19 protein-coding genes, 3 tRNA genes, 2 rRNA genes and 1 other annotated feature are annotated in these 25,040 nt (G+C 38.2%); all 24 genes read right to left on the reverse strand.

The features are described 5' to 3' along the window. Positions 1-174: 174 nt before the first annotated feature. A 23S ribosomal RNA gene (locus I6760_RS02790) occupies positions 175-3,094 on the reverse strand. Positions 3,095-3,362: 268 nt separating this feature from the next. Beyond that, positions 3,363-3,439, reverse strand: a tRNA-Ile gene (locus tag I6760_RS02795). A gap of 9 nt (positions 3,440-3,448) precedes the next feature. Further along, positions 3,449-3,524 (reverse strand) — tRNA-Ala (locus I6760_RS02800). Between the two features lie 131 nt (positions 3,525-3,655). Further along, positions 3,656-5,204, reverse strand: a 16S ribosomal RNA gene (locus tag I6760_RS02805). The 16S and 23S rRNA genes sit together here with 2 tRNA genes alongside, the layout of an rRNA operon. A 426-nt stretch (positions 5,205-5,630) precedes the next feature. Then, positions 5,631-6,662 (reverse strand): 3-deoxy-7-phosphoheptulonate synthase, encoded by a 1,032-nt coding sequence (gene aroF / locus I6760_RS02810; protein ID WP_196592990.1) that lies wholly within the window; start codon positions 6,660-6,662, stop codon positions 5,631-5,633. 22 nt (positions 6,663-6,684) lie between these two features. Beyond that, positions 6,685-7,518 (reverse strand): prephenate dehydratase, encoded by an 834-nt coding sequence (gene pheA, locus I6760_RS02815; protein WP_196592991.1) that lies wholly within the window; start codon positions 7,516-7,518, stop codon positions 6,685-6,687. Between the two features lie 36 nt (positions 7,519-7,554). Then, positions 7,555-7,797: a binding site (T-box leader), on the reverse strand. Positions 7,798-7,925: 128 nt separating this feature from the next. Then, a tRNA-Leu gene (locus I6760_RS02820) sits at positions 7,926-8,012 on the reverse strand. Between the two features lie 55 nt (positions 8,013-8,067). After that, entirely contained in the window at positions 8,068-8,826 is a 759-nt protein-coding gene (locus I6760_RS02825) for an exodeoxyribonuclease III (RefSeq protein WP_196592992.1), read from the reverse strand. Between the two features lie 48 nt (positions 8,827-8,874). Continuing rightward, positions 8,875-9,726, reverse strand: a complete 852-nt coding sequence (gene rsmA, locus I6760_RS02830) for a 16S rRNA (adenine(1518)-N(6)/adenine(1519)-N(6))-dimethyltransferase RsmA (protein ID WP_196592993.1) — start codon at positions 9,724-9,726, stop codon at positions 8,875-8,877. Beyond that, positions 9,726-10,271 carry a ribonuclease M5 gene (rnmV, locus tag I6760_RS02835; RefSeq protein WP_196594736.1) on the reverse strand — a complete coding sequence of 182 codons (546 nt, stop codon included), beginning with the start codon at positions 10,269-10,271 and terminating at the stop codon, positions 9,726-9,728. Before rnmV ends, rsmA begins: the two co-directional genes overlap by 1 nt. Positions 10,272-10,358: 87 nt before the next feature. After that, positions 10,359-11,348 (reverse strand): G5 domain-containing protein, encoded by a 990-nt coding sequence (locus tag I6760_RS02840; protein ID WP_196592994.1) that lies wholly within the window; start codon positions 11,346-11,348, stop codon positions 10,359-10,361. A 165-nt stretch (positions 11,349-11,513) separates the two neighbouring features. After that, the gene (locus I6760_RS02845) at positions 11,514-12,278 is read right to left on the reverse strand and encodes a TatD family hydrolase (RefSeq protein WP_196592995.1); all 765 of its coding nucleotides are present in this window, start codon (positions 12,276-12,278) and stop codon (positions 11,514-11,516) included. Beyond that, complete coding sequence (metG, locus tag I6760_RS02850; RefSeq protein ID WP_196592996.1) at positions 12,278-14,218, reverse strand: methionine--tRNA ligase; 1,941 nt, start codon at positions 14,216-14,218, stop codon at positions 12,278-12,280. Before metG ends, I6760_RS02845 begins: the two co-directional genes overlap by 1 nt. 102 nt (positions 14,219-14,320) lie before the next feature. Further along, positions 14,321-15,199, reverse strand: coding sequence for a 16S rRNA (cytidine(1402)-2'-O)-methyltransferase (gene rsmI / locus I6760_RS02855; protein WP_196592997.1), 879 nt, complete (start codon positions 15,197-15,199; stop codon positions 14,321-14,323). A 28-nt stretch (positions 15,200-15,227) separates the two neighbouring features. Continuing rightward, positions 15,228-16,244 (reverse strand): GGDEF domain-containing protein, encoded by a 1,017-nt coding sequence (locus I6760_RS02860; protein ID WP_196592998.1) that lies wholly within the window; start codon positions 16,242-16,244, stop codon positions 15,228-15,230. Between the two features lie 39 nt (positions 16,245-16,283). Continuing rightward, the gene (locus I6760_RS02865; RefSeq protein ID WP_196592999.1) at positions 16,284-17,000 is read right to left on the reverse strand and encodes a PAS domain-containing protein; all 717 of its coding nucleotides are present in this window, start codon (positions 16,998-17,000) and stop codon (positions 16,284-16,286) included. Between the two features lie 90 nt (positions 17,001-17,090). Further along, positions 17,091-17,849: a tRNA1(Val) (adenine(37)-N6)-methyltransferase gene (locus I6760_RS02870; protein ID WP_196594737.1), complete on the reverse strand. Its 759-nt coding sequence runs from the start codon at positions 17,847-17,849 to the stop codon at positions 17,091-17,093. Further along, positions 17,839-18,669 carry a PSP1 domain-containing protein gene (locus tag I6760_RS02875; protein ID WP_196593000.1) on the reverse strand — a complete coding sequence of 277 codons (831 nt, stop codon included), beginning with the start codon at positions 18,667-18,669 and terminating at the stop codon, positions 17,839-17,841. The genes I6760_RS02870 and I6760_RS02875 overlap by 11 nt, the downstream gene beginning before the upstream one ends. Positions 18,670-18,681: 12 nt before the next feature. Next, positions 18,682-19,668, reverse strand: a complete 987-nt coding sequence (gene holB / locus I6760_RS02880) for a DNA polymerase III subunit delta' (RefSeq protein WP_231036315.1) — start codon at positions 19,666-19,668, stop codon at positions 18,682-18,684. Then, complete coding sequence (locus I6760_RS02885; RefSeq protein WP_196593002.1) at positions 19,668-20,120, reverse strand: YaaR family protein; 453 nt, start codon at positions 20,118-20,120, stop codon at positions 19,668-19,670. Before I6760_RS02885 ends, holB begins: the two co-directional genes overlap by 1 nt. A gap of 305 nt (positions 20,121-20,425) precedes the next feature. Next, positions 20,426-21,100 carry a dTMP kinase gene (locus I6760_RS02890; protein WP_196593003.1) on the reverse strand — a complete coding sequence of 225 codons (675 nt, stop codon included), beginning with the start codon at positions 21,098-21,100 and terminating at the stop codon, positions 20,426-20,428. Next, a complete protein-coding gene (locus tag I6760_RS02895) occupies positions 21,097-22,548 on the reverse strand; it encodes an aminotransferase class I/II-fold pyridoxal phosphate-dependent enzyme (protein WP_196593004.1) in 1,452 nt (483 codons plus the stop codon). Before I6760_RS02895 ends, I6760_RS02890 begins: the two co-directional genes overlap by 4 nt. 284 nt (positions 22,549-22,832) lie before the next feature. After that, positions 22,833-24,014: a type III PLP-dependent enzyme gene (locus I6760_RS02900; protein WP_196593005.1), complete on the reverse strand. Its 1,182-nt coding sequence runs from the start codon at positions 24,012-24,014 to the stop codon at positions 22,833-22,835. Between the two features lie 196 nt (positions 24,015-24,210). Then, positions 24,211-25,035: a MetQ/NlpA family ABC transporter substrate-binding protein gene (locus tag I6760_RS02905; protein ID WP_196593006.1), complete on the reverse strand. Its 825-nt coding sequence runs from the start codon at positions 25,033-25,035 to the stop codon at positions 24,211-24,213. Positions 25,036-25,040 lie beyond the last annotated feature (5 nt).

A 25,040-nucleotide genomic window follows, 5' to 3' on the forward strand; every position in this document is an offset into this window, starting at 1 on the left:
TCTTATCTTCCAGTACCCAGAAATAAACCACGTAAAAAGAACTGTGCGAACATGTTTTTTCTACCATACTTTCAATATCCTTTATATAATCTCTACTCTTTTGTATCTTTTTTAAGTGTTTGCACACTCAAAACTTCACAGAAGAAAATTAGACCAAGCAGTCAAATTGTTTTTTAAGTTAAGTTCTCGGCTTATTAGTATCGGTCTGCTTCATATTTCACAATACTTCTACTCCCGACCTATCTACCTCGTGTTATTCAAGGTGCCTTCCTAGCTTGCGCTATGGGAAACCTCATCTTAAGGCAGGTTTCACGCTTAGATGCTTTCAGCGTTTATCCTTTCCGAACGTAGCTACCCAACTGTACCCCTGGCGGGATAATTGGTACACCATTGGTTCGTCCACTCCGGTCCTCTCGTACTAGGAGCAGCCCCCTTCAAGTTTCTTTCGCCCGCGATGGATATGGACCGAACTGTCTCACGACGTTCTGAACCCAGCTCACGTACCACTTTAATGGGCGAACAGCCCAACCCTTGGGACCTGCTCCAGCCCCAGGATGTGATGAGCCGACATCGAGGTGCCAAACCTCCCCGTCGATATGGACTCTTGGGAGAGATTAGCCTGTTATCCCCAGGGTAGCTTTTATCCGTTGAGCGATGGCCCTTCCACTCGGTACCACCGGATCACTAAGCCCTGCTTTCGCACCTGCTCGACTTGTTGGTCTCGCAGTCAAGCTCCCTTCTGCCTTTGCACTCTTTGCGCGATTTCTGGCCGCGCTGAGGGAACCTTTGGGCGCCTCCGTTACTCTTTCGGAGGCGACCGCCCCAGTCAAACTGCCCACCTGGCACTGTCTTGAAGATCGTTACTCTTCCAGTTAGATGCCCGTTAAATGAAGGGTGGTATCCCAACAATGACTCCTTACATACTTGCGCATGTATCTCTAAGTCTCCCACCTATCCTGTACGTCATTTACCGAATATCAATGCCAAGCTGCAGTAAAGCTCCATGGGGTCTTTCTGTCCAGTCGCGGGTAACCTGCATCTTCACAGGTATTTCAATTTCACCGGGTCCCTCGTTGAGACAGTGCCCAAGTCGTTACACCTTTCGTGCGGGTCGGAACTTACCCGACAAGGAATTTCGCTACCTTAGGACCGTTATAGTTACGGCCGCCGTTTACCGGGGCTTCAATTCAAAGCTTCGGATTGCTCCTAACCTCTCTTCTTAACCTTCCGGCACCGGGCAGGTGTCAGCACCTATACGTCAGATTTCTCTTTCGCAGGCACCTGTGTTTGTGCTAAACAGTCGCTTGGGCCTCTCTTGTGCCACCGCCTGCTGCTCCATCCGTTCGGACTTCACTGCCTGCGGCTATCCTTTTCCCGAAGTTACGGATATATTTTGCCGAGTTCCTTAACGAGGGTTGTCCCGCGCACCTTAGGATTCTCTCCGTGCCTACCTGTGTCGGTTTTGGTACGGGCGCTTTATTTCTCACTAGAAGCTTTTCTCGACAGTGTAGCTCATTCAAATTCGGCTCATCCGTAGATTTACCTATCTATCACTTCTCGGCTCTTATGCAGCGGATTTGCCTGCTGCACAGCCTACCGGCTTCGACGTACTCTTCCATCCGTACGCTCAAACTGCTTGCTGTGTCACTCCATCATTCAAACAAAATAAAACGGTACAGGAATTTTTGCCTGTTGTCCATCGCCTATGCTTTTCGCCTCGGCTTAGGTCCCGACTTACCCTGGGTCGACGAGCGTTGCCCAGGAATCCTTAGGCTTTCGGTGGAACAGATTCTCACTGTTCTTGTCGTTACTCATACCGGCATTCTCTCTGCTGTACACTCCAATGCTCCTTACGGTACATCTTCAGTCGCATACAGTATGCTCCCCTACCCAGAATGTACTGCTACATCCTGCCACGGCTTCGGTTCTGTGCTTGAGCCCCGGATATTTTCGGCGCAGAGCCTCTCGACCAGTGAGCTATTACGCACTCTTTTAATGATGGCTGCTTCTGAGCCAACATCCTGGTTGTTTATGAAGTCCTACATCCTTTTCCACTTAGCACAGCATTTGGGACCTTAGCCGGTGGTCTGGGCTGTTTCCCTTTCGACTATGGGTCTTATCACTCACAGTCTGACTCCCAAGTATTTTATTACAGCCATTCGTAGTTTGACTAGGGTCGGCAGGCTTTACGCCCCCTTGCCTGATCAGTGCTCTACCGTCTGTAATCTTCCCTTGAGGCTAGCCCTAAAGCTATTTCGGGGAGTACCAGCTATCTCCGCGTTCGATTGGCATTTCACCCCTATGCACACCTCATCCCAAAGTTTTTCAACACTCACGGGTTCGGTCCTCCACGCATTTTTACCTGCGTTTCAACCTGGGCATGCATAGATCACTGCGGTTTCGGGTCTACACCATATTACTTGCCGCCCTATTAAGACTCGCTTTCGCTTCGGCTCCATGTTTTCCATTTAACCTCGCAATATAATGTAACTCGCCGGTTCATTCTTCAATAGGCACGCCGTCGCTCTCTTACGGAGCTTCGACTGCTTGTAGACATACGGTTTCAGGTTCTATTTCACTCCCCTTCCGGGGTTCTTTTCACCTTTCCCTCACGGTACTATGCGCTATCGGTCGCCAGGTAGTATTTTGCCTTGGAGGGTGGTCCCCCCAGCTTCTCGCAAGGTTTCTCGTGCCCCGCGATACTCTGGATACTGACCATGCTGCCCCACTTTTTGCCTACCGGGGTTTTACCTTCTATGCCTGACCTTTCCAAGTCATTTGGCTAAATGTTTCAGCATTTTTGTCAGTCCTCAACCCCATATTACCGAAGTAATATGGTTTGGGCTTTTACCCATTTCGCTCGCCGCTACTTTGGGTATCTCGTTTGATTTCTTTTCCTCCGGGTACTTAGATGTTTCAGTTCCCCGGGTTTGTCTTCCTTTCGGATGATAGAACTTTTTCTATCGGGTTGCCCCATTCGGATATGTACGGATCAATAGATGCTTGCTCTTCCCCGTACCTTTTCGCAGCTTACCGCGTCCTTCTTCGACTCCTGGCGCCAAGGCATCCACCATATGCCCTTGTTCACTTAACTTATCAGTATTGCTTGGTTATTATTATCCCTGCCAGTGCTTTAAGCTCTGCCTGGTATCATAATAACTGCCGCAATCTGTTTTTGCATTTCATAATCTTACTTATAAAATGCCACCTTTGCTATAAGTTCATACGTTTTATCTTGGCGTATTTCTTTATAATCCTTTGTGCTTGGTCCAACTATTCCCTCGCCATTCTCATTTTCACAAGTTTGGCATTGGTGATAATTGTTCTTTGCTTTTCTTCTGTGTAGTTTTCAATGTGCAATTTGGTGGGCCTAAGTAGACTTGAACTACTGACCTCACGCTTATCAGGCGTGCGCTCTAACCAGCTGAGCTATAGGCCCATTCTCTTCTGGTGGAGACGAGGAGATTTGAACTCCTGACCCCCTGCTTGCAAGGCAGGTGCTCTCCCAGCTGAGCTACGCCCCCATTAGTCCTAGCTTTTTTGAGGGAAGAAACCCTCAAAACTAAACAATACATCAAGCTTCTCAGTTGCAGCTGCCTGCCCCTGATATGCTTGTTTCCAGATGTACTCGACAGATTTTATTAAAAATCCTTAGAAAGGAGGTGATCCAGCCGCACCTTCCGATACGGCTACCTTGTTACGACTTCACCCCAATCATCGCCCCCACCTTAGACGGTCGGTTCCATAAGGCCCTTTCCCGGCTTCGGGTGTGAATGACTTTCGTGGTGTGACGGGCGGTGTGTACAAGGCCCGGGAACGTATTCACCGCAGTATGCTGACCTGCGATTACTAGCGATTCCAACTTCATGCAGGCGAGTTGCAGCCTGCAATCCGAACTGGGGGATATTTTTTGGGTTCCGCTCCAGATCGCTCCTTCGCTTCCCTCTGTGTATCCCATTGTAGTACGTGTGTAGCCCAGGACGTAAGGGGCATGATGACTTGACGTCATCCCCGCCTTCCTCCGCGTTGTCCGCGGCAGTCTCATCTGAGTTCCCACCTTGACGTGCTGGCAACAGATAATAGGGGTTGCGCTCGTTGCGGGACTTAACCCAACATCTCACGACACGAGCTGACGACAGCCATGCACCACCTGTTTTCTTGTCTTCCGAAGAAGAAATATCCATCTCTGGATACGTCAATCAATGTCAAGCCCTGGTAAGGTTCTTCGCGTTGCGTCGAATTAAACCACATACTCCACCGCTTGTGCGGGCCCCCGTCAATTCCTTTGAGTTTCAACCTTGCGGTCGTACTCCCCAGGCGGGATACTTATTGCGTTAACTCCGGCACAGAGGGGGTCGATACCCTCTACACCTAGTATCCATCGTTTACGGCTAGGACTACCGGGGTATCTAATCCCGTTCGCTACCCTAGCTTTCGAGCCTCAGCGTCAGTTACAGTCCAGAAAGCCGCCTTCGCCACTGGTGTTCTTCCCAATATCTACGCATTTCACCGCTACACTGGGAATTCCGCTTTCCTCTCCTGCACTCAAGATTGCCAGTTTGGACCCCATCACGGGGTTGAGCCCCGCACTTTTAAGATCCACTTAACTATCCGCCTGCGCTCCCTTTACGCCCAATGATTCCGGACAACGCTTGCCGCCTACGTATTACCGCGGCTGCTGGCACGTAGTTAGCCGTGGCTTTCTAACAAGGTACCGTCATGCATTACCGATATTAGCGATATTGCCATTCGTCCCTTGCAACAGAACTTTACGATCCGAAGACCTTCCTCGTTCACGCGGCGTTGCTCCGTCAGGCTTTCGCCCATTGCGGAAGATTCCCCACTGCTGCCTCCCGTAGGAGTCTGGGCCGTGTCTCAGTCCCAATGTGGCCGTCCATCCTCTCAGACCGGCTACTGATCGTCGCCTTGGTGCGCCGTTACCGTCACCAACTAGCTAATCAGACGCAGGCCCATCTCCAAGTAATAGCCAAAGCCATCTTTGATAAAAGCTTCATGCAAAGCTTTTATAACATTCGGTATTAGCACCCCTTTCGGAATGTTGTCCCCATCTTGAAGGTAGGTTGCCTACGCGTTACTCACCCGTTTGCCACTAGGCTCTTACCGAAATAAAAGCCCCGTTCGACTTGCATGTGTTAAGCACGCCGCCAGCGTTCGTCCTGAGCCAGGATCAAACTCTCCATTAAATTTATCGGAGAGCCAATTTGGCTCTTTCATTTGTTGTTTAAAGAATTGTTTCAGGTTTATATTTAAACCGCACATCTGGTATATTTTAGAAAACATATAATGATGTATTGTTCAGTTTTCAAGGTGCCTGCCTCAACGAGTCAGCTTTTATATTTTATCAAAAACCTTTTCGTTTGTCAAGAACTTTTTTAAGTTAAATTTCTTTAGCCCTCTAAGTCCCGGCCGCTCTCTCGAGCGCAGAAATTATTATATCTAATCCTGTATATTTTGTCAATACTTTTTCTTATCTTTTTTCTTCCTTTTTTATCTTTTCCTTGTTTTATTATATTAATACAACTGCCAAATCTTTAAAACAAAGATTTGGCAGTTGTATTAATATTTTATCCGCTAATAACTTTATTATTCTTATTTCTTTCCTATATTTTTCATAATTGGGTTATTGTTAATTTTTCCTGTTTCATAAAATTAGCAATTTTATAGACGCCCTTCGTAACTTCAAGGTAATTTTCCGGTGTAAGTGATTGCTGCCCATCGGATAAAGCCTTAGCCGGATCTGGATGCATTTCTATCATTAATCCATCTGCTCCAGCAGCTACTGCTGCAAACGACATCGGTTTCACCATGCGCCATTTTCCCGTGCCATGACTCGGATCTACTATTATTGGCAGATGACTTAAATGCTTTATGGCTGCAACCGCACTCATATCCAGTGTATTGCGCGTATATGTTTCATATGTACGTATTCCCCGCTCACATAGCACAACATTATTATTTCCTTCTTTCATTATATATTCAGCTGCATTAAGCCATTCCTCCAACGTAGCTGACAATCCCCTTTTTAATAACACAGGCATATTTGTCTGTCCTACTTCTTTCAATAGACGAAAGTTCTGCATATTCCTGGCGCCTACCTGTAGCATATCTGCATATTTGCTTATAGTTTCTACAGCTTCAACTTCTGTTACTTCAGTTATAACTTTCAATCCTGTTTGATTTCTAGCCTCTGCCAAATACTTAAGGCCTTCATTTTTTAAACCTTGAAATGAATATGGTGATGTACGGGGTTTGTAAGCACCGCCCCGCAGAAATTGTGCCCCGCCGGCTTTTGCTATTTTAGCCGATTCCAATAATTGTTCCAGTGATTCTACAGCACATGGTCCCGCCATTATAACAAAATTGCCCCGGCCTATTTTTATTCCACCAATGTTTACAATGCTCGACTGTGGATGGAATTCACGACTTGCTAATTTATAACTTTTGGAAATAGGTACCGTATGATCAACCCCAGGTAATGCTTCTAATGATAAAGAATTAATATTGCTTTTATCACCTATCAGCCCTACTATTTTCTGTTTACTGCCCTCCATGATTTTTGCTTCCATTCCAACATTTTCAATTGCATCTACTACATTTTTTACTTCTCGGCAAGTTGCATCCGGGTTCATTATAACTATCATTTTTGTCTGCCTCCATTATTTACTATTTTAATACTGAAAAAGTTCCTAGATTTTTTACCCATAAACATTTCTGTTTAATTTTTTGTAATGCTTCTGATAAATATTTTTCACCTGCCATATCTGTTTCTATTTCAAAGAAGAATATATAATTTCCTAATTTTGTCCTTGCCGGTCTTGATTCAATATGTGTCATGTTTATATTATATTTGGCAAATATCATAAGCACTTCACACAGGCTACCTGCTTTTGCACCATCTATTTGGCAAATCAATAATATTTTTCCTGTATTGCCTTTTGCATAATCTATTTGTTCTTTATTTAAAAGTACAAAACGCGTAACATTATTGTTAACATCTTGGATATTATCAGCAATAATATTTAACCTATATAATTTTCCAGCTCTTTTAGAAGCAATGGCTGCTGTTTTTTCATTGACTGCTGCCGTTGCTGCTGCATCAGCTGTACTAGGTGCTTCAATGAGCTTGGCACAAGGATAATTCTTCTTTATGTACTTATAGCACTGAGCTAATGCCTGTGGGTGTGAGATTATTTTATTAAAATCTCTCTTATTGTTTTTTGCCAATAATTGATGCTGTATTTTCCACACAAGTTCCATATTTATTTTCAAATCAACATCGTGGGCTAGTGTATCCAATGTAATTCTTACAGTTCCTTCTATAGAATTTTCTATAGGAACCAAACAAGCAGCAATTTTTCCTTCGTGGACAGCATATATTGTTTCATAAATATTTTGGTATGGCTGCAGCTGCCATTTTCCCCCACACACTTTATTTATATACATTGCAGCTTCTTCACTATGGGTTCCGCACGGTCCTAAAAAACCCAGCACTAACATTTGTTCTCCCTCCTAAAAAAAAATGAGTCCCACCCCATAAAGGGTGAGACTCGCTCACGTTACCACCTTAATAAAATCAAAATTTGATTTATCTCATAAAAGTACAAGCTGTCTGCTGATACTCTCCCCTCTGTAACGGTGGGGCTCCGGCTTTACCTACATATTTTCAGTAAGCAGCTCCTGAGTGAACTTCAACAATTACTTTTATATCTTGTTTTCAGCAGCCAAGATTCTCTGTAATAATTATAATCGCTTACTTTTCTCATTCCATGCTTTTTACATATATACATTTAAAAGTGATACTATCATATCATATATATTTTTTTATTGCAAGTATCTGTTTTTATTAATCAATTACTTGTAAAAAACAAAAAAGCTCTCCTAAAAAGGGGAGCCTCTATCTTCTATGGTGCCGTTGGTGGGAGTCGAACCCACACACCCGTGAAGGCGGCAGATTTTGAGTCTGCTGCGTCTGCCAATTCCGCCACAACGGCGAGCTGTGAAACATATAATATTATAATATCAAATACTTAGCTTGTCAATCATTTTTTATATGTTTTTCAATACCAGCCCAACTGGGCAATGATCACTGCCCAGTATATCATTATAAATATATGCATCTTTTATATTCTCTTTTAGCGCATCTGAAACAAGAAAATAATCTATACGCCATCCGGCATTTCTATCACGCGATTTTCTCAAATACGACCACCAGCTATAAATACTTTCCTTATCAGGATATAAAAAACGAAATGTATCTATAAATCCATTTGATAAAAGATCACTAAATTTCCTTCTTTCCTCGTCAGTAAATCCGGCATTCTTGTGATTTGTTTTAGGATTTTTTAAATCTATTTCGTTATGGGCAACATTTAAATCACCACAAACAATAACAGGCTTTTTTTGTTTAAGGCTCTGTAAGTATTCACTAAATGCATCTTCCCATACCATTCGATAAGGAAGACGAGCTAGTTCATTTTGTGAATTAGGTGTATATACGGTAACCAGATAAAACTGCGGCATTTCCAAGGTTATGACACGACCTTCTTTATCATGTTCTTCAATACCAATGCCATAAAAAACATTTAATGGTTCATATTTAGAAAATACAGCCGTACCAGAGTAGCCTTTTTTTTCGGCACTATTCCAGTACTGCTTATAATCAGGCAGATCCAAAGCCAATTGTTCCGGCTGCATTTTAGTTTCCTGCAGACAAAAGAAATCTGCATCAAGCTGAGCAAATGATTCTAAAAAACCTTTTTTTACACAAGCTCGTAATCCATTTACATTCCATGATATAAATTTCATATTATCTTTTCTCCATTACATTTTAAATAAAGCCCCTGTCCTGACTATTTATTTTTTTAACACTAAAATATCAGCTAATATTTTAAATTCCTGCAGCGACAATGTTTCACCTCGTCTTCTACCATCAATCTGCGCTTGTGCCAATAATTCACGCACTTCATCCTTAGGCAGTCCCAGCAGACCTAACGAATTAGTTAATGTTTTTCTACGCTGTCCAAAGGCTGCCTTAACTACCTGAAAAAATGCTTTTTTATCGACAGGTTTTACCGGCTTATCTTTGTAGATATCACATACAATGACTGCCGAATCAACTTCTGGCGACGGCATAAAAGAATTTGGCGGTACGATGAAAGAAATTTCTGGTTTGCTGTAATACTGCACTGCCACTGACAAAGCCCCATATATTTTACTGCCAGGTACAGCGGCCATCCGTTCAGCCACTTCTTTTTGCACCATTGTCACCAATTGAGTTATCGGCAAATCTTCTTCCAATAGTGCCATTATAATTGGTGTTGTTATATAATATGGCAGATTTGCCACTACTTTAAACGACCTGTTGCCAATTAATTCTTTTATATCAGTTTTTAATATGTCGGCATTAATAATTTCTAAATTATCATATCCTTCTAAAGTGTGTTCCAGTACTGGCAGTAATTTTTTATCTATTTCTACAGCATAAACCTGAGCACCTGTTTCTAACACCCCCTGCGTTAAAGTACCGATGCCCGGACCTATTTCTAATACTACATCATCAGCCGTTATTTTAGCAGTATTGACTATTCCTGCTATTATTCCCTCATCAATCAGAAAATTTTGCCCTAGTTTTTTATTCATGCGAATACCAAATCGTTTTAGTATATATTGGGTTATTTCCCTTTTAGCAATTATCGGATGCTGCATCACTTCACCTCTTTTTGCAATATTTTCAATGCATTTTCAAATTCATCGCGCTTTATACCATATGTATTAAGACGCTGCAGAAAAACTTTTGCGTTTGCATAACCTATTCCTAACATTGTCCCTAGTTTTGCTCTTTTATGAGACGATTCGGTACCACCACTCAAACCTTCTCGCAACAAATCTTGTGCAGTAAAAATATTCTGCACCTGCCAGTTAGGCGTTCTTACCCTGCTGAGTGCTCTTTTTATAGAATCAGGTGAAGCCTGTTCTACCCCAATATCATTATGCGCACTTGCTTCCTCTATAGAAATAAAAGCATGTTTAGCCTTAGGAAACCTCTTTATCAGCCATCGTCTGATAGCCTCACCAGCCGTATCAGGATCAGTGAATATTATTATACCTCTTTTTTTATATGCATGCCGAATATTATCAACAGTTTGTTTCTGCAGGCCAAACCCACCTGTAATTATACAGTCAGCTTCTACTGCTTTATTTACAGCAACAACATCCATTTTCCCTTCTACAACTAAAACTTCTTTTATCATTTTCTTCTCCCATAAAAATTTTTCTGACATAAAATTCCGATTTTACTTTTCCTGGTAAAAAAAAGCTGTGCCTTTACGGCACAGTATCTATTGCAAAATATATATTTTTACATTACGACGGCCCCAGCTCATTGCCTCTGAATAAGAGTCCATACATAAATCAATTCTTCTGCCGGAAAATCCACCCGTATCAGCTGCTACAGCCTCTCCATAACCGGGTATATACAGCCTTGTCCCGTAAGGGATTACATCTGGATCAACTGCCACTACACCATGATGAGCCTCAATACCTGTTGCAGTATAGCCGCTACCGCTGCCATCTGTCGGTAAATATGCCGTAGCCTCGACATACATAGTAGAACTATATGCCGGAATTATTTCACCATTAACAACAGTCTGTGGTGAATATGTTCCCTTTGCTATTACTTTGGGAACAGAATTTTTAATCATCGATTTTTGTAAGATTTCTTCATCAACTTTTTTTCCGCCTTTATAATATTCCTTAACCATAAAACGTGCTATACCATTCGCACCCTCTTGAACTACCTTGGTTTCTCCTTTTGGTAAACTATCATCATTTTGATAAACAGTATTAAAAGGTTCTTGCGACTCACGAAATATTATTTTATCTATTAATGGTTCTAAGCGTATTAACATATTTGGACTTAATGCTGCATTTCCTGCCGGCATAGTATAAAAATTCAAGGGATTATACCCTAGGTTTTTCAATAAATTTTCTACATTTCCAGCAGTCGTTTTTATTTTCTGAGTGTTATTGTTAAGCTGTACCATTACCGGAACAGCTCTGTGTATCGTTATGGTTGTTCCATCTTTTATATTTTTTGTTGATATTACATATTTATCAGCTGTACCGATTTTTATTCCGGCCTGCCTAATTATATCTTTCGGGTCATTATTTATGGTATTAATCATTTTTGTCTGACCATCAACAACAATACAAACATTTTTACTTATTCTAGAAAAGCCAACCACTACTGACATTATAAAAATTAATGTCGTACACAATAAAACTCTGGCGAATTTAGTATGATGTAATAAAAGTTCTTTTACAGTCATTGCTTACCTCCTATTTTTGCGATTATAACATGGCAGTTACACTTTTGTCAAATCGCTAGGATCAACTGTAAAACAACGTACCAACTATATACATTTATACTCTTTTTATACTATAAATAAACAATATGACTAATACACACACAATCAGGATAATATTGTTGTATTTTATCTTTCTAAAAAAAGTGTTTCAGCATTTGCCGTTGTTATTCGTGAAACCTCTTCATAGGCAATATTGCGCAGTTCCGCGACCTTTTGCGCTGTATATTTTACAAATGCCGGCTCATTCCTTTTTCCCCTTTTAGGAACAGGAGCCAAATAAGGACAATCCGTTTCCAGAAGGAGCCGTTCTAAGGGCATTTTTTGCACTACCTCTGGTAATTTTGCCGCATTTTTAAAGGTAAGCGGACCATCAGCTCCAATATACCAGCCCATTTTAAATAATTCCCGGGCCATTTCCATACTACCGGAATAACAATGGATTGTGCCTCTTACGCCACGACCTTCTTTTTTTAATATCTGCATTAAATCTCCATGGGCATCACGTGCATGTATACTTACCGGTAAATGCAGCTGCCTGGCAATATCCAGCTGACGCACAAAAACATTTTTTTGTTTTTCCTTGTTATCCATCCTAAAATGATAATCAAGTCCTATTTCACCTATAGCTAGTATTTTTTTCCCCTCTGCCAGTTCAGATAAAATATAGTCGTCCTTAGATGTCATCCCATCTGCTTCTTCTGGATGTATACCTACTGCTGCATAAACAATATCATAATTATCAGCTACAACTAATGCTTTCCGTGATGAAGCAATGTCTGCTCCCATATTTATTATAAATTTTACATCATCGGCAGCAGCCCGTTTTATAACTTCATCCCTATCTGCATCATATTGTTTATCATCTAAATGAGCATGTGTATCTACAAGCATTATTTCACCTTACTTCCAACCGGCATATCTACTTCTACAATTTTCAATTTTTCACCTTTAGAGGCAGCTAAGAGCATGCCTTGTGATAAAATCCCCCGTAACTTTGCCGGTTTTAAATTAGCTACAAGTATCACATGTTTGCCAACTAGTTCTTCAGGTGTATAAAACTTGGCAATACCTGATACGATCGTCCTTTCCTTACCATCAAGTTCAACCGTAAGTTGTAATAATTTTTCTGTTTTAGGCACTGGTATTACTGCCTTTACTTCCGCAACACGCAAATCAACTTTAGAAAAATCTTTTATTGATATCAGTCCAACACTGTCTTTGTCAGCAGTTATCTTTTTTACATTTTCACTATCATCATCTTTAACAGTTTGTATGTATTTATTGCTATTTTGTTTTTCTTCTATTTCAATTCGTGGAAATAACTGTACTGGTTTATTTACTTTCATATTTTCTGGCAGATCACCCCATTTAAGGTTCTTCAAACTGCTGTCTTCAATTTTCTCCGCTATATTAAGCTGCTTCCATATTTTCTGTGCAGTGCCAGGCATAAATGGAAAAATCAAGATACCTACAATACGCAGGCTTTCTGCTAAATCGTAAAGAACACGATTAAGTTCACTTTTTCTATTTTCATCTTTGCCCAATATCCACGGTGCAGTTTCATCAACATATTTATTAGAACGGCTGATAAACATCCATACTAATTTTATAGCATCAGACAACTGCATATTATCCATAAGTTCTTTATAAGTTCTTATGGTTTTTTCTGCTTCAGCAATCAGATTCTGGTCAACATCTCTGACAGCTGCCTTTTCTCCTATAATACCATCATTAAATTTATCAATCATGTTAAGGGTACGGTGCAGCAAATTCCCCAAGTCATTTGCCAAGTCTGAATTGATCCGTGCTATCAATGCATCACGTGAAAAATTACCATCCTGCCCCAGATTTATTTCCCGCAGCAGGAAATATCTTATTGCATCTGCTCCAAACTCATCAATAAGTCCAATAGGATCAATGACATTTCCCTTGGACTTGCTCATTTTATCCCCATCAACTATAAGCCATCCATGACCATAAACTTTTCTCGGCAATGGCAAATCCAGTGCCATTAATATAATAGGCCATATTATTGTATGGAAACGAACTATTTCTTTTCCTACTAAATGCAGATCAGCCGGCCAGTATTTTTTAAATTTTTCCTGGTCATCTAAAAATCCTATGGGTGTCAAATAATTAGTTAACGCATCAAACCACACATAGATGACATGCTTTGTATCAATTGGTACCGGTATCCCCCAGCTGAAAGAAGTTCTTGATATACATAAATCATCTAGTCCCTGCTTTATAAAATTTATCATTTCATTTCTTCTGGAAACAGGTTGAATAAATTCTGGATTATTTTCAATATATTCCAACAGACGGTCAGCATACTTAGATATCTTAAAGAAATACGCTTCCTCACTCACTTCTTTAACTGGACGTCCGCAGTCAGGACATTTACCATTTACTAACTGTCGTTCGAGCCAGAATGATTCGCAGGGAGTACAATAAAGGCCCTTATATTCGCCCTTATAGATATCCCCCTTTTTATATATACGGCGGAATACTTCCTGTACCACATCATAATGACGTTTTTGCGTTGTCCGGATAAAATCATCATTGGAAATATTCAAGCGTTTCCATAAATCCTGAAAACCCGCAACTATTTTATCTACATACTCAATAGGACTTATTCCCGCTTCTTCTGCTTTTTGTTGTATTTTTTGACCATGTTCATCAGATCCTGTTAAAAAGAATACATCATAACCGTTCAACCTTTTATACCTGGCTATAGCATCCGCAATCGTCGTACAATAGGCATGACCTATATGTAATTTGGCACTAGGATAATAAATAGGTGTTGTTATATAAAATGATTTTTTCTCCAAAAGAAAACCCTCCATGTTTATTATATGTTCTGTAAAGTTAAATTATACTTTATCCTAAGAAAAATTTCCACTTTCCCGCTTATCAATTACTGTTCCTGTGACTTATAACTGCTTTTCATCACCTTTATATTCAACCATACATTTATAAAGATCTCTGCGATTCAAATTTAAATCCTTAGCGGCTTTTTTTACCGCATCTTTTTTTATTAGACCTTCATCTATGAGTTTTAATATGTATTTTATTGGTTCTATTTCTTTCTCTACCCTATCCTGTAATTTATTATTACAGGATTCATTATTTCCTTCTATAATCAGAACAAATTCTCCTCGCGGTTCATTATCAATAAAATACTCATTAATATCTTTAATTGTTCCACGTATAAATTGTTCAAATTTTTTTGTAAGTTCACGGCAGACAGCTATCTTTCTTTGTTCTCCCAGAGCTTCGGAAATCTCACACAGTATTTTCTTTAGCCGATGCGGTGTTTCATAAAAAATAAGTGTATCCGTACGATATTTTATTTTTTCAAATATCTCTCTTCTTTTTGCCAGTTTTTTGGGTAAAAAACCAATAAAAGAAAATGCTGTCGTATCAAGCCCCGAGGCTATAAGCGCTGTCAAGGCTGCATTGGCTCCCGGCACTGGAAAAACTTTTATCTCATTTTCAATGGCCAAAGCGGCTATATGACTGCCGGGATCGGCAATTCCCGGCAGTCCGGCATCACTCACTACAGCAATTTCTTTTCCTTGTAATAATTGTTCCAGTAATTCTGGTCCCTTTACAAATTTATTGTGTTCATGGTAACTTGTCAATGGTGTATGAATAGCAAAATGCGTCAATAATTTACGAGTGTGCCGTGTATCTTCAGCGGCTATTAAATCAACCTGCTGCAAAATTTTTATTGCCCGAAAGGTAATGTCATCTAAATTTCCTATAGGCGTCCCTACTAAGTATAATATTCCTTCTTTATTCGTATCCATATATTCTCCTAAATAAAAAACCACTCTATTACAAAGTGGTTTTGGTTTCATCATATTCATAAAATACATAGCGGCTCCTACCACTATTTTTAGCTTTATATAATGCTATATCTGCTTCTTTATACAATTTCTTAAAAGACACGTCTTTACTATAACTATACAAAGAAGACACACCAATACTTATACTCAAATTCAACGAAATATGATTATTCCAGCCTTCTTCCCTTATATTATCTATAATTTCTACTAGTATGCATTTCAATTTATCACGTGCATCTATATGCGGAACAAATATAGCAAACTCATCACCACCGATACGTGCAGCAATCATATCACAAGAACATTTAGCTGATAAAACATCTGCAATAAGACATAAGGCTTTATCTCCTGTAGGATGCCCCAGCAGATCATTTATTGTTTTAAAATGATCTATATCAAAAAGAACCAGCGTATAATAGCAATTTTTAACATCATTTTTTATATTTATATTTTCTTTAATATAATTTATAAGGTAATCTCTATTATAAAGTCCTGTAAGAGAATCATGACTGCTCTTTTCTTCAAGACATACATTATTGGTAATATCTGTTAATTTACCTATCATTCTTACAGTTTTATGTTCAGAATTAAGTATTCCTATCCCTTTTACCCGCCACCAAATATGTTTGTTGTTATATATCTGATGCAAAGTAAAATCAAAAATCGGCCTATGTAAAAAAAGTTTATTTTTTAACTTAATAATATAATGCTCTATTTTCTGTATGCTTTCGTCAACTATCCCATATCGCTCCAGCTTTTTAGTAGAGAGCAGGGAAAACTTTTTATGAATATTACTATTATTTTTATTCTTTAATTTTAAAATAGCCGTATTTTTTATAGCATCATACTGAAAAATTATTTCATCGGATAAATCAAACAATATATCATTTATATTTTGCTCAATTTTCAACCTTTCTAAAGCATTTTTTAATGGCGATATATCTGTTATTATACTGTTTATTACTATCTGCCTGTTACTGTTTATTATTTTCCGTCCAGAATCCATAACCCACAATAAAGTATTGTCTTTTTTCTTAACACGATATTAGGTAGTATAAGTTTCATTTTTAGACAATGCTTTTTTTATATCAGTAAGCGCTCGTCCGGCATCCGGTGGGTATATCATTCCAGCAACACTGCCTCGGCTCATTTTGACAAATTCTTTATGGGAATACCCCAACATCCTGCATAATTCATCATTAACATAAAAAAAAGTATAATCATCATCGTCAAAACTGCCTTTCATCCCTCCGGCAGTGGTTCTTAGAATCATTTCAATCTGTTCTTTTTTCTCAGTCAACTTACGTTCCAAATTCAGGTAGTTATCAGAACTTATTTCCTGGGGTATATATTCATTTTTCTTAAAATCATTGCTCGGCTTTGCAATATGATAATTTATTATCTTGTATGTATTTTTATATGGAATAAAAGTCATGCTCACGCAGCGTGCACTTTCATAATATTTTCCCCACATAGAATCATCAATATGCATATTAAATCGAGCTGTTATAACAACGTAGGCCTTGCAATTTGTTACCAATTCTACTTTTAGGTCATTTATATATGTATTCTTATATTTATCTGTAAACCGTTGCAATTCCTTTTTCAAGCTGTGATGGGAATTAATAGGTTTTGCTACTCCCACAGAAATAAAAGAAAAATGTTCTGGATGAAATGCGCAAAATCCTGTATACCAATCATGATTTTGAAAATATCCTATTAATATTGTTCTCACATATTCAATAAGCTCATTTGCATCCACACTAATCCTCTCTTTCTGTTTATTATCATTTTTAGTGTAAAAAATATTTCCCTATATATTATTTTCTGTCCTATAGAGAAATTCCTTTATCTAAATATTTTTATTAACAAACTCATCTGGATAATAATACTCCAATAAATTTTTAGTGTAGCTACCATCTTCATTGTGGACTATAAGCGGTGTATCCACTTTAAGCCCTCCCTGTGCTCCACCTGAAACTCCTTCTATAAGTACCATATTAGGTGGTTTATCCTTCTTCGGCTGGACAAAACACAAACGTTTAGGTACAATATTATTTTTATTCATTTCAACTATTATTTCTGCTAGTCGCTCCGGCAAATGCACCATTGCAAATTTACCGCGAAAACGCAAGACATATGCAGCTGCTTTCACTACATCAGCCAGTGTAGCCGTTATTTCATGCCTGGCACTGGCTATACCGGCAGTAACATTTATATTGCCATGCCGGACTGGCCTATATGGTGGATTTACTACTACAAAATCAGCAAATTGCGGCGGATAAAATTCCCTTATTTTTCGGTAATCGCCTGATTTGACACTTATTTTATCCGCTAAATTATTCAAGATTACATTTCTCTGCGCTAAATCTATCATCACGGGATTTAATTCCACTGCATATATCTTTTCTACTTTTTTAGATAAAAGCAACGGAATAACTCCTGTTCCTGTGCCTAAATCAACTCCACAGTATTTCTTTTTTACATTAACAAAATGAGCCAGCAATACAGCATCCAGGGAAAAACAAAATTCTTTTTTATTTTGGATTATCTTAAGCCCATCTGTCAATAAATCATCAATGCGTTCAAAAGGATTAAGTTCATATATCATCTTCGTCTTTTTCAATAACATCATCCCATGAAGCAACTATAGTATGTTTGTCATCCAGCAATATCGTAGCCGTACGTTTCTGTTCATTAATAGATATGACTTTTCCCTCGCCATCAACCGAAACTACTCGGCTGCCACGTTTTGGCGGTGCTATTATTGTATTACGGCAGCATTTGGAGTTACAATACATATCATTTTCATATTTTAGACAGCACATAAGTCTGCCGCATATACCTGATATTTTTGTAGGATTAAGCGATAAATTCTGATCTTTAGCCATACGTATAGAAACAGGCTCAAACTCACCTAAAAAAGTAGCACAGCATAGTGCTCTACCGCAATAACCTATTCCACCCATAATTTTAGCTTCATCTCTTACCCCTATTTGTCGCAGTTCTATGCGTGTATGGAACACAGCAGCTAGATCTTTTACCAATTCACGGAAATCAACCCGTCCATCTGCCGTAAAATAAAAAATTATTTTATTTATATCAAAGGTATATTCTACCCCAATAAGTTTCATTGGCAGATTATGTATAGCTATCTTCTTTTCACATATTTTAAAAGCTTCTTTTTCTTTTTCTCTATTTTCAGTAACTTTCTTGCAGTCTTCTTCTGTGGCCCTTCTTAAAACAGTTTTTAAAGGCTGGACTATCTCACTATCTGGAACGCTGCGTTCCTCTATGACTACTGTGCCATACTCAACACCACGGGCTGTTTCTACAATAACACCATCGTTGTTTGCTAATTTAGTTTTCCCGGGAGCAAAATAATATATTTTCCCCGCTTTTCTAAAACGAATCCCTACTACTATTTGCACAAAAATAACTCCTTATTTCAAATCACGTAATTTTATCATAAAAGCTTCTATAATAAGTCTTAAATCTGCGTTAGATATAAGACGTTTCTGCACTTCATCAGCATACTCAATAGCTGTAAATATACAGGATATATCCCAAAATGAAGACTGTTTTAGCAAATCATTTTTTATATCACTGTTATATAACTCCACATCATTATTCTTTTGCTGTAAAATTATCATATCACGCCAAAACATCTGTAAATAAAAAACCCATTCACTAAATTTTTCTTTTGTAAAAGATGATAAGTCATCCGTTTTCTTCCATATATCTTCATCAGTATATTTAAAAATATTCTGCATAAACGCAAAAGCTGATAAACGACTTTCCAACCCACCATTTTCATATAATGCTAATGCTTGTTCAACACTTCCTCCAGACAGACTGCATAAACTCCGGGCAGTCTCTTCTGCTATTCCCCTTTTATACAAGATCTGCCTAATCTGATTTTTTTTCAAAGGGGCAAAATAAATCTGCATACATCTAGATAGTATTGTAGGCAGGAGCTTTTCCCGATTGCTTGCAACTAATATAAAAAACACTTTTCCTATAGGTTCTTCCAATGTCTTTAACAAACCATTAGCTGCTGTTTCATTCATAGTATCAGCATTATCTATAATAATCACGCGTTTATCTGCTAAATACGGGGCTAATGAGATATTGAGTCTCATTTCCCTAATTTGTTCTATTTTAATCATTTTTACAGTTTTTCCATCTGGTTTTATTACAAAAAAATCTGGATGTACACCGTGGGAAAAAGCATTACAAGAAGAGCAGTGACCACATGGTCCATCATTCTTTTCGCACAATAAGGCCTTAGCCAGTATTCTCGCAGTCAAATATTTTCCTATGCCCTTCATGCCAAAAAACAGTAATGCGTGCGGCATGTTTTCATCCTTTACCATTCTTTGCAGACTGTCAATTATATGTTCATGTCCTACTATTTTCTGCCAGTCCATCACATATACAAATCAACAAGCATCCCACGTATAGCTTCATGTTTTGCCGCTATAGTAAGAGCACTTGCCTGACCTAAGCGAATTTCTTCGGCCATCTCTTCTAATTTAGAATCGACTTTTCTGACTGTTGTATAGATTTTTTGCCGGCCCAGCCTATCCCAGCCTGATTGTGAACGCATAGAATACATGCGTGTAACTGCTTCTCCAATAAACTGTTTTACTACATCACGATATGAACGTAATTCATCATAAGTAGGTGTTTTAGTAAGCTTTTCCCCCTGCTCAGATACTTTATCAAATAATTTTTTTAACTGTTCCATGGATAGATCTTCTTGGTTATGCTCAAGTTCCATGGAAAAATCATCAGTATGTTCTTTTACCTGCACATCACGGTTATTTTCTGCCGGCTTGAATAACTGCCCCTTCGGATTAAGCGAATCTATTTTTATCATATCTGTCACCTTACTTTATTCACATTTACTATCCCCTAAAAATATACGACAACCTTCTCACGATCTTTGAATCAGCGAATTTCTCTTCGATGCAATTTCTGCCATAAGCAAGTACTCATCCATTCACCATTTTACAAATTATCTTTTTTACCCACATATTCTTTAGAAATAGTAGAATTTTTGTTTTTTACTTAAACAAATTTATCTGTAATTTTCTGATACTCACCATTGGATATAAGCTAAAAGAAAATTTTTCATCTATTAATTAATAATTATAATTGGTTTTATATAATTTAGCAATAAAATCACTTATTTAACAGCTCTGTCACTAAATCATATATATCAGAATGAATATCGTCTATTGAACGGATCCTGCTGTTTTCAGAACAGGGAATTGTTTTCCAGTCATATTTGTCAGCCATTTTTTTATATACATCATGGCAGTGATGCAGATAATTCCTATCCAGTTCATGAATATCGTTTTCCCCTGAAGATGTTCCTCTGTCTGCCAAAAGTTTATCACTTATTTCCGGCGGCATATCAAGAAATATAACTAAGTCGGGTTTAGGCATCCCCATCTTTACAAACTCCAGATCCCAAAGCCAGTCAAGAAATACATCCCGCGCCTGCTTTTCTTTTATTTTAACAGCCTGATGTACCATATTTGAGGTAGTATAACGATCAGCTAGTATAATACCTCCTTCTTTGTAGTTTTTTTCCCATTTCAAACGATATGAAGCATATCTATCGACAGCGAAAAAAGTAGACGCTGCATAGGCATTAACTGAATTAGCAGACTTGCCAAAAGCTCCTCGCAAATACATCTTTACCAATGCTGATGATTCACTTTCATAATCAGGATAGCTTACCTTATAAACATTTTTATGCTCTTCTTGTAAGTGAGTATATAGTTTATTGGTTTGTGTAGCTTTCCCTGATCCATCTCCTGCTTCTATTATTATCAATTTTCCCCGTATCATTTGATCACCCTTATTGTATTTAATTCATTATCAAATGGCCCAACTACTTTTCCACCATACTTTCTGCCTTGAATAATATATTCTATAATTTCTGATGATATTACTTCTCCAGGATAAATCAAGGGTATACCCGGAGGATAAAAAGTTATCGTTTCTGCACAAAGACACCCTTTACTTTCATTAAAAGGAATAGTTGTATAATCTTCATATACGGCCTGCTGCGGCGGTATAATCATTTTTGGAAGCGGCATTTTTTTCAGTTTAATATTTAAAGGTGCATTATTTTGAGCATATTCATATGCCAGCAAAGATAATGATTTTAATAATATTGCTGTTTCTTTATTACTGTCAGCCAGTGATATTATAAATAAAACATTGTACATATCAGCTAATTCACACTGAATCTTATATTTATGACGCAGAATCTGCTCGGCTTTATACCCTGTTATTCCAAGCTGCTTCACAGTTACAGTAATCTTAGTATAATCAAGGGCAAAAATGCCATCACTTCCTACGATATCATCACCAAAACAATATAAACCATTAATGGTATTTATATTTTTGCGCAGTTGCTGGGCCAGTTCATAGGCACGATTTATAAGAACTTTTCCAGACTGCGCCATCTGTCTTCTAACAGTATCCAATGCTGACAAAAATAAATAATTAGGACTTGTTGTCTGAATAACCGCATTCATCATATGAACCCGTTCCCGTCTAATTCTTTTGTAACTGACATGCAGCATCGAAGTCTGTGTAACAGATGCCAAAATCTTATGGGTACTTTGTGCTGCCATATCAGCTCCGGCATCAATAGCCTGAATGGGCAGGTGCGAGGAAAATTTTAAATGTGGTCCGTGAGCTTCATCTACCAATAATAACATCCCTGCATCATGCACCATTTTAGCTATTTTTTTTATATTGCAGGCTACACCATAATATGTAGGATAAACTAAAAGAAGTGCCTTAGCGTCAGGATTTTTTTGTAAAATATTTTGCACACTTTCTTCGGTAACCCCCATCGCTATTCCCATTTTTTCATCAATAAATGGTTCAATAAAAACAGGCACTGCTCCACACAAAATCAGTGCACCTAAAACACTTTTATGCGCATTGCGCGGTATAATAATCTTATCTCCAGGTGCTACAGCTGAAAGTATCATTACATGGATAGCCCCCGTAGTTCCATTGACCATAAATAAAGTTTCATCAGCTCCATATAATTCAGCAGCAAGTTCCTGCGCTTCTTTTATACATGTACCAGGTTCAAATAAATCATCTAGTTCATCCATGAGAGAAACATCCATTTTTAATCCCAGCGGTGTAATAATTTTACGAATTGCCGTTGGAACTACTTTTCCCTGCTTATGTCCCGGTGTATGAAAAGCAATCGCACCATCTGCAACATATTTACCCATAGCTTCAAATAATGGTGCTATATTTTGATTCATAAAATTTAACAAACTCTCCTTGATTTATATAATAAAAAACCGTCTAAAAATTATATTTAATTCCAGACGGCTTAATAAATTATCATATTAATTATTTTTTCCGACGTTTAGCCAAAAATATTTTCACAGCAACAAATATTGCTAAGATAAAAATAGCGATAAATAAAAACTTATTTTTCAGCCCCGGGTTAACCTGATCGGTCATATCATAATACATAAACAGCAAAAGACATGCCAATAAAAATATATTTATTAAACTTGATATATGATCACCCCGTTGTTCTCTAAATAACGGCCTCACATTTACTTTTCCCAGTAAATACACCGACAGTAGATGTTTCAGTATTTTCTTGTTCCCAATGCAACACCCTGGCTCTGGCAAATCCATTAAATTTTGTCGAAGAAGCAATTGTGTACGCTCCGCAATCATATGCAGCTATTATATCATCAATCTCTAATTCTGGGCATAAATAATTCTTGACAATAACATCCAGTGAATCACAACTAGGACCAAAAAATGTAGAAGGCAAAAGTTTACCTTGACAAAATGGATTAATTTCATATTCCCAATGATCAAAAAACACACCAGAAAATATACCATATACCCCATCGTCAAGATAATAGCATATATTCCCATTACGCGGCTGTTTTCCTATAATACGGGTAATGGCATTCATTGCTGTTCCGCAGATATAGCGTCCCGGTTCAGCCCATATCTCAATATTAGGCGGAAATTTTTCTATACCCCTATTGATATCATTTACCATATTTTCCAAGTTCACACATGTATCCGGAGCTGGTACTGGCAGACCTCCACCAATGTCAATAACTTTTAGTTGAAGACCTGCAGCTCCTGCTCTGTTTATAATTTCATGGCAAATACCAAAAGCTTCATGGTAAGGCTCCGTTGATAATGTCTGGCTACCTACATGGATAGCAATTCCTACCGGTTCTAAGCCATTATCCTGTGCTTTTTTCAGCAGCGCCACGGCATCTTCAGGTTCAGCACCAAATTTTTCATTCAAATTAACAAGTGCTTTAGCGTTTTTTATGCGTACTCTTAAAAGTACCTTTGCCCCTGGAACATATTCAGCCATTTTATAAATTTCTTTTTCATTATCAAACGTAAATTTATTAATTTTAGCTTCAGCTGCAGCCTTGAGTCCCTGAATGGTTTTTATGGGATTAGCATATATCATGCTATCTCCATTAACTCCCATCTCCTGCAGTGTTCTTATCTCCCCGTCAGAAGCAACATCAAAACTTGCTCCTAATTGAAACATCTTATTAAGAATAATTGGTGAAGGATTTGCTTTCATCGCATAAAACACGCGCACACGCGGCATATTATCACGTAAAAAGTGATAATTTTTTTCTATTTGATCTGTCGATATAACCGCAAGCGGTGTAGGATATTTCCTTGCTAGCATTTCCGCTTGTTCCTTTGTCAATTTGAAACTCTTCATAACACTCCCCTTATTCTCTACGTACAATTGTACTTATTCTCATGAAACTGCCTTTAATATACGCTAAAATTTATCAGAAATCAATACTTATATTCAATAATTTTTTGCCGCAAATATAATATTTTTTTATCGCATAATAATGAGCATTATAAGGATAAAAATATATGAATCATATCCATAATTATTATTTTAACAATCAAAAAGCTGGGATAATTGCACCTTTATATTTTGTTTCGATAAATTTCTTTATCTTTTCTGACTGCAAAGCCTTAACTAATTTTTTAATTGCTGGTTTATTTTCATCGCCTTTTCTTACAGCAATTATATTTACATATGGTGAAGATGCACCTTCGATGACCAGCGCGTCTTTAGTAGGTACTAAATTTGCCTGAACCGCAAAATTTGTATTAATAACAGCAGCATCTACATCATCGAGTGAGCGTGGCAGCTGTGCTGCTTCTATTTCATCAATTTTTATATGTTTAGGATTACTCGTAATATCCTGCACTGTAGCTTTTACTCCAACACCATCTTTTAGCTTGATTATACCTGCCTGCTGCAACAACAATAAAGCACGACCTCCATTGGTAGGATCATTGGGAATAGCAATTTCCGCTCCATCTTTCAATTCATTAATCTTCTTTATCTTATGTGAATATACCCCCATTGGTTCTATGTGAATACCTCCAGCACTTACAAGCTGCATATTGTGTTCAGCATCAAAGTTCTTCAGATAGGGAAGATGTTGAAAAAAGTTTGCATCCAGTTCACCATCATTAAGTGCCAAATTAGGTTGAACATAATCATTAAATTCTTTTATTTGCAAATCAATACCTTCCTTAGCCAGCTCTGGTTTCACCTGTTCCAGGATTTCTGCGTGCGGAACCGGCGTAGCTCCGACTTTAAGAATAATTTTTCCTGACGAATCTTTTTTTACCGCCTGTTGATTATTTGAACCACATCCAGCAAAAACAGCCATCATAGCTATAAGTGCTGCTATTACCAATAATACTTTTTTCACTAAAA

Origin of the sequence: Pectinatus sottacetonis (assembly GCF_015732155.1) — a bacterium.
GTDB classification, from domain to species: Bacteria; Bacillota; Negativicutes; order Selenomonadales; family Selenomonadaceae; genus Pectinatus; species Pectinatus sottacetonis.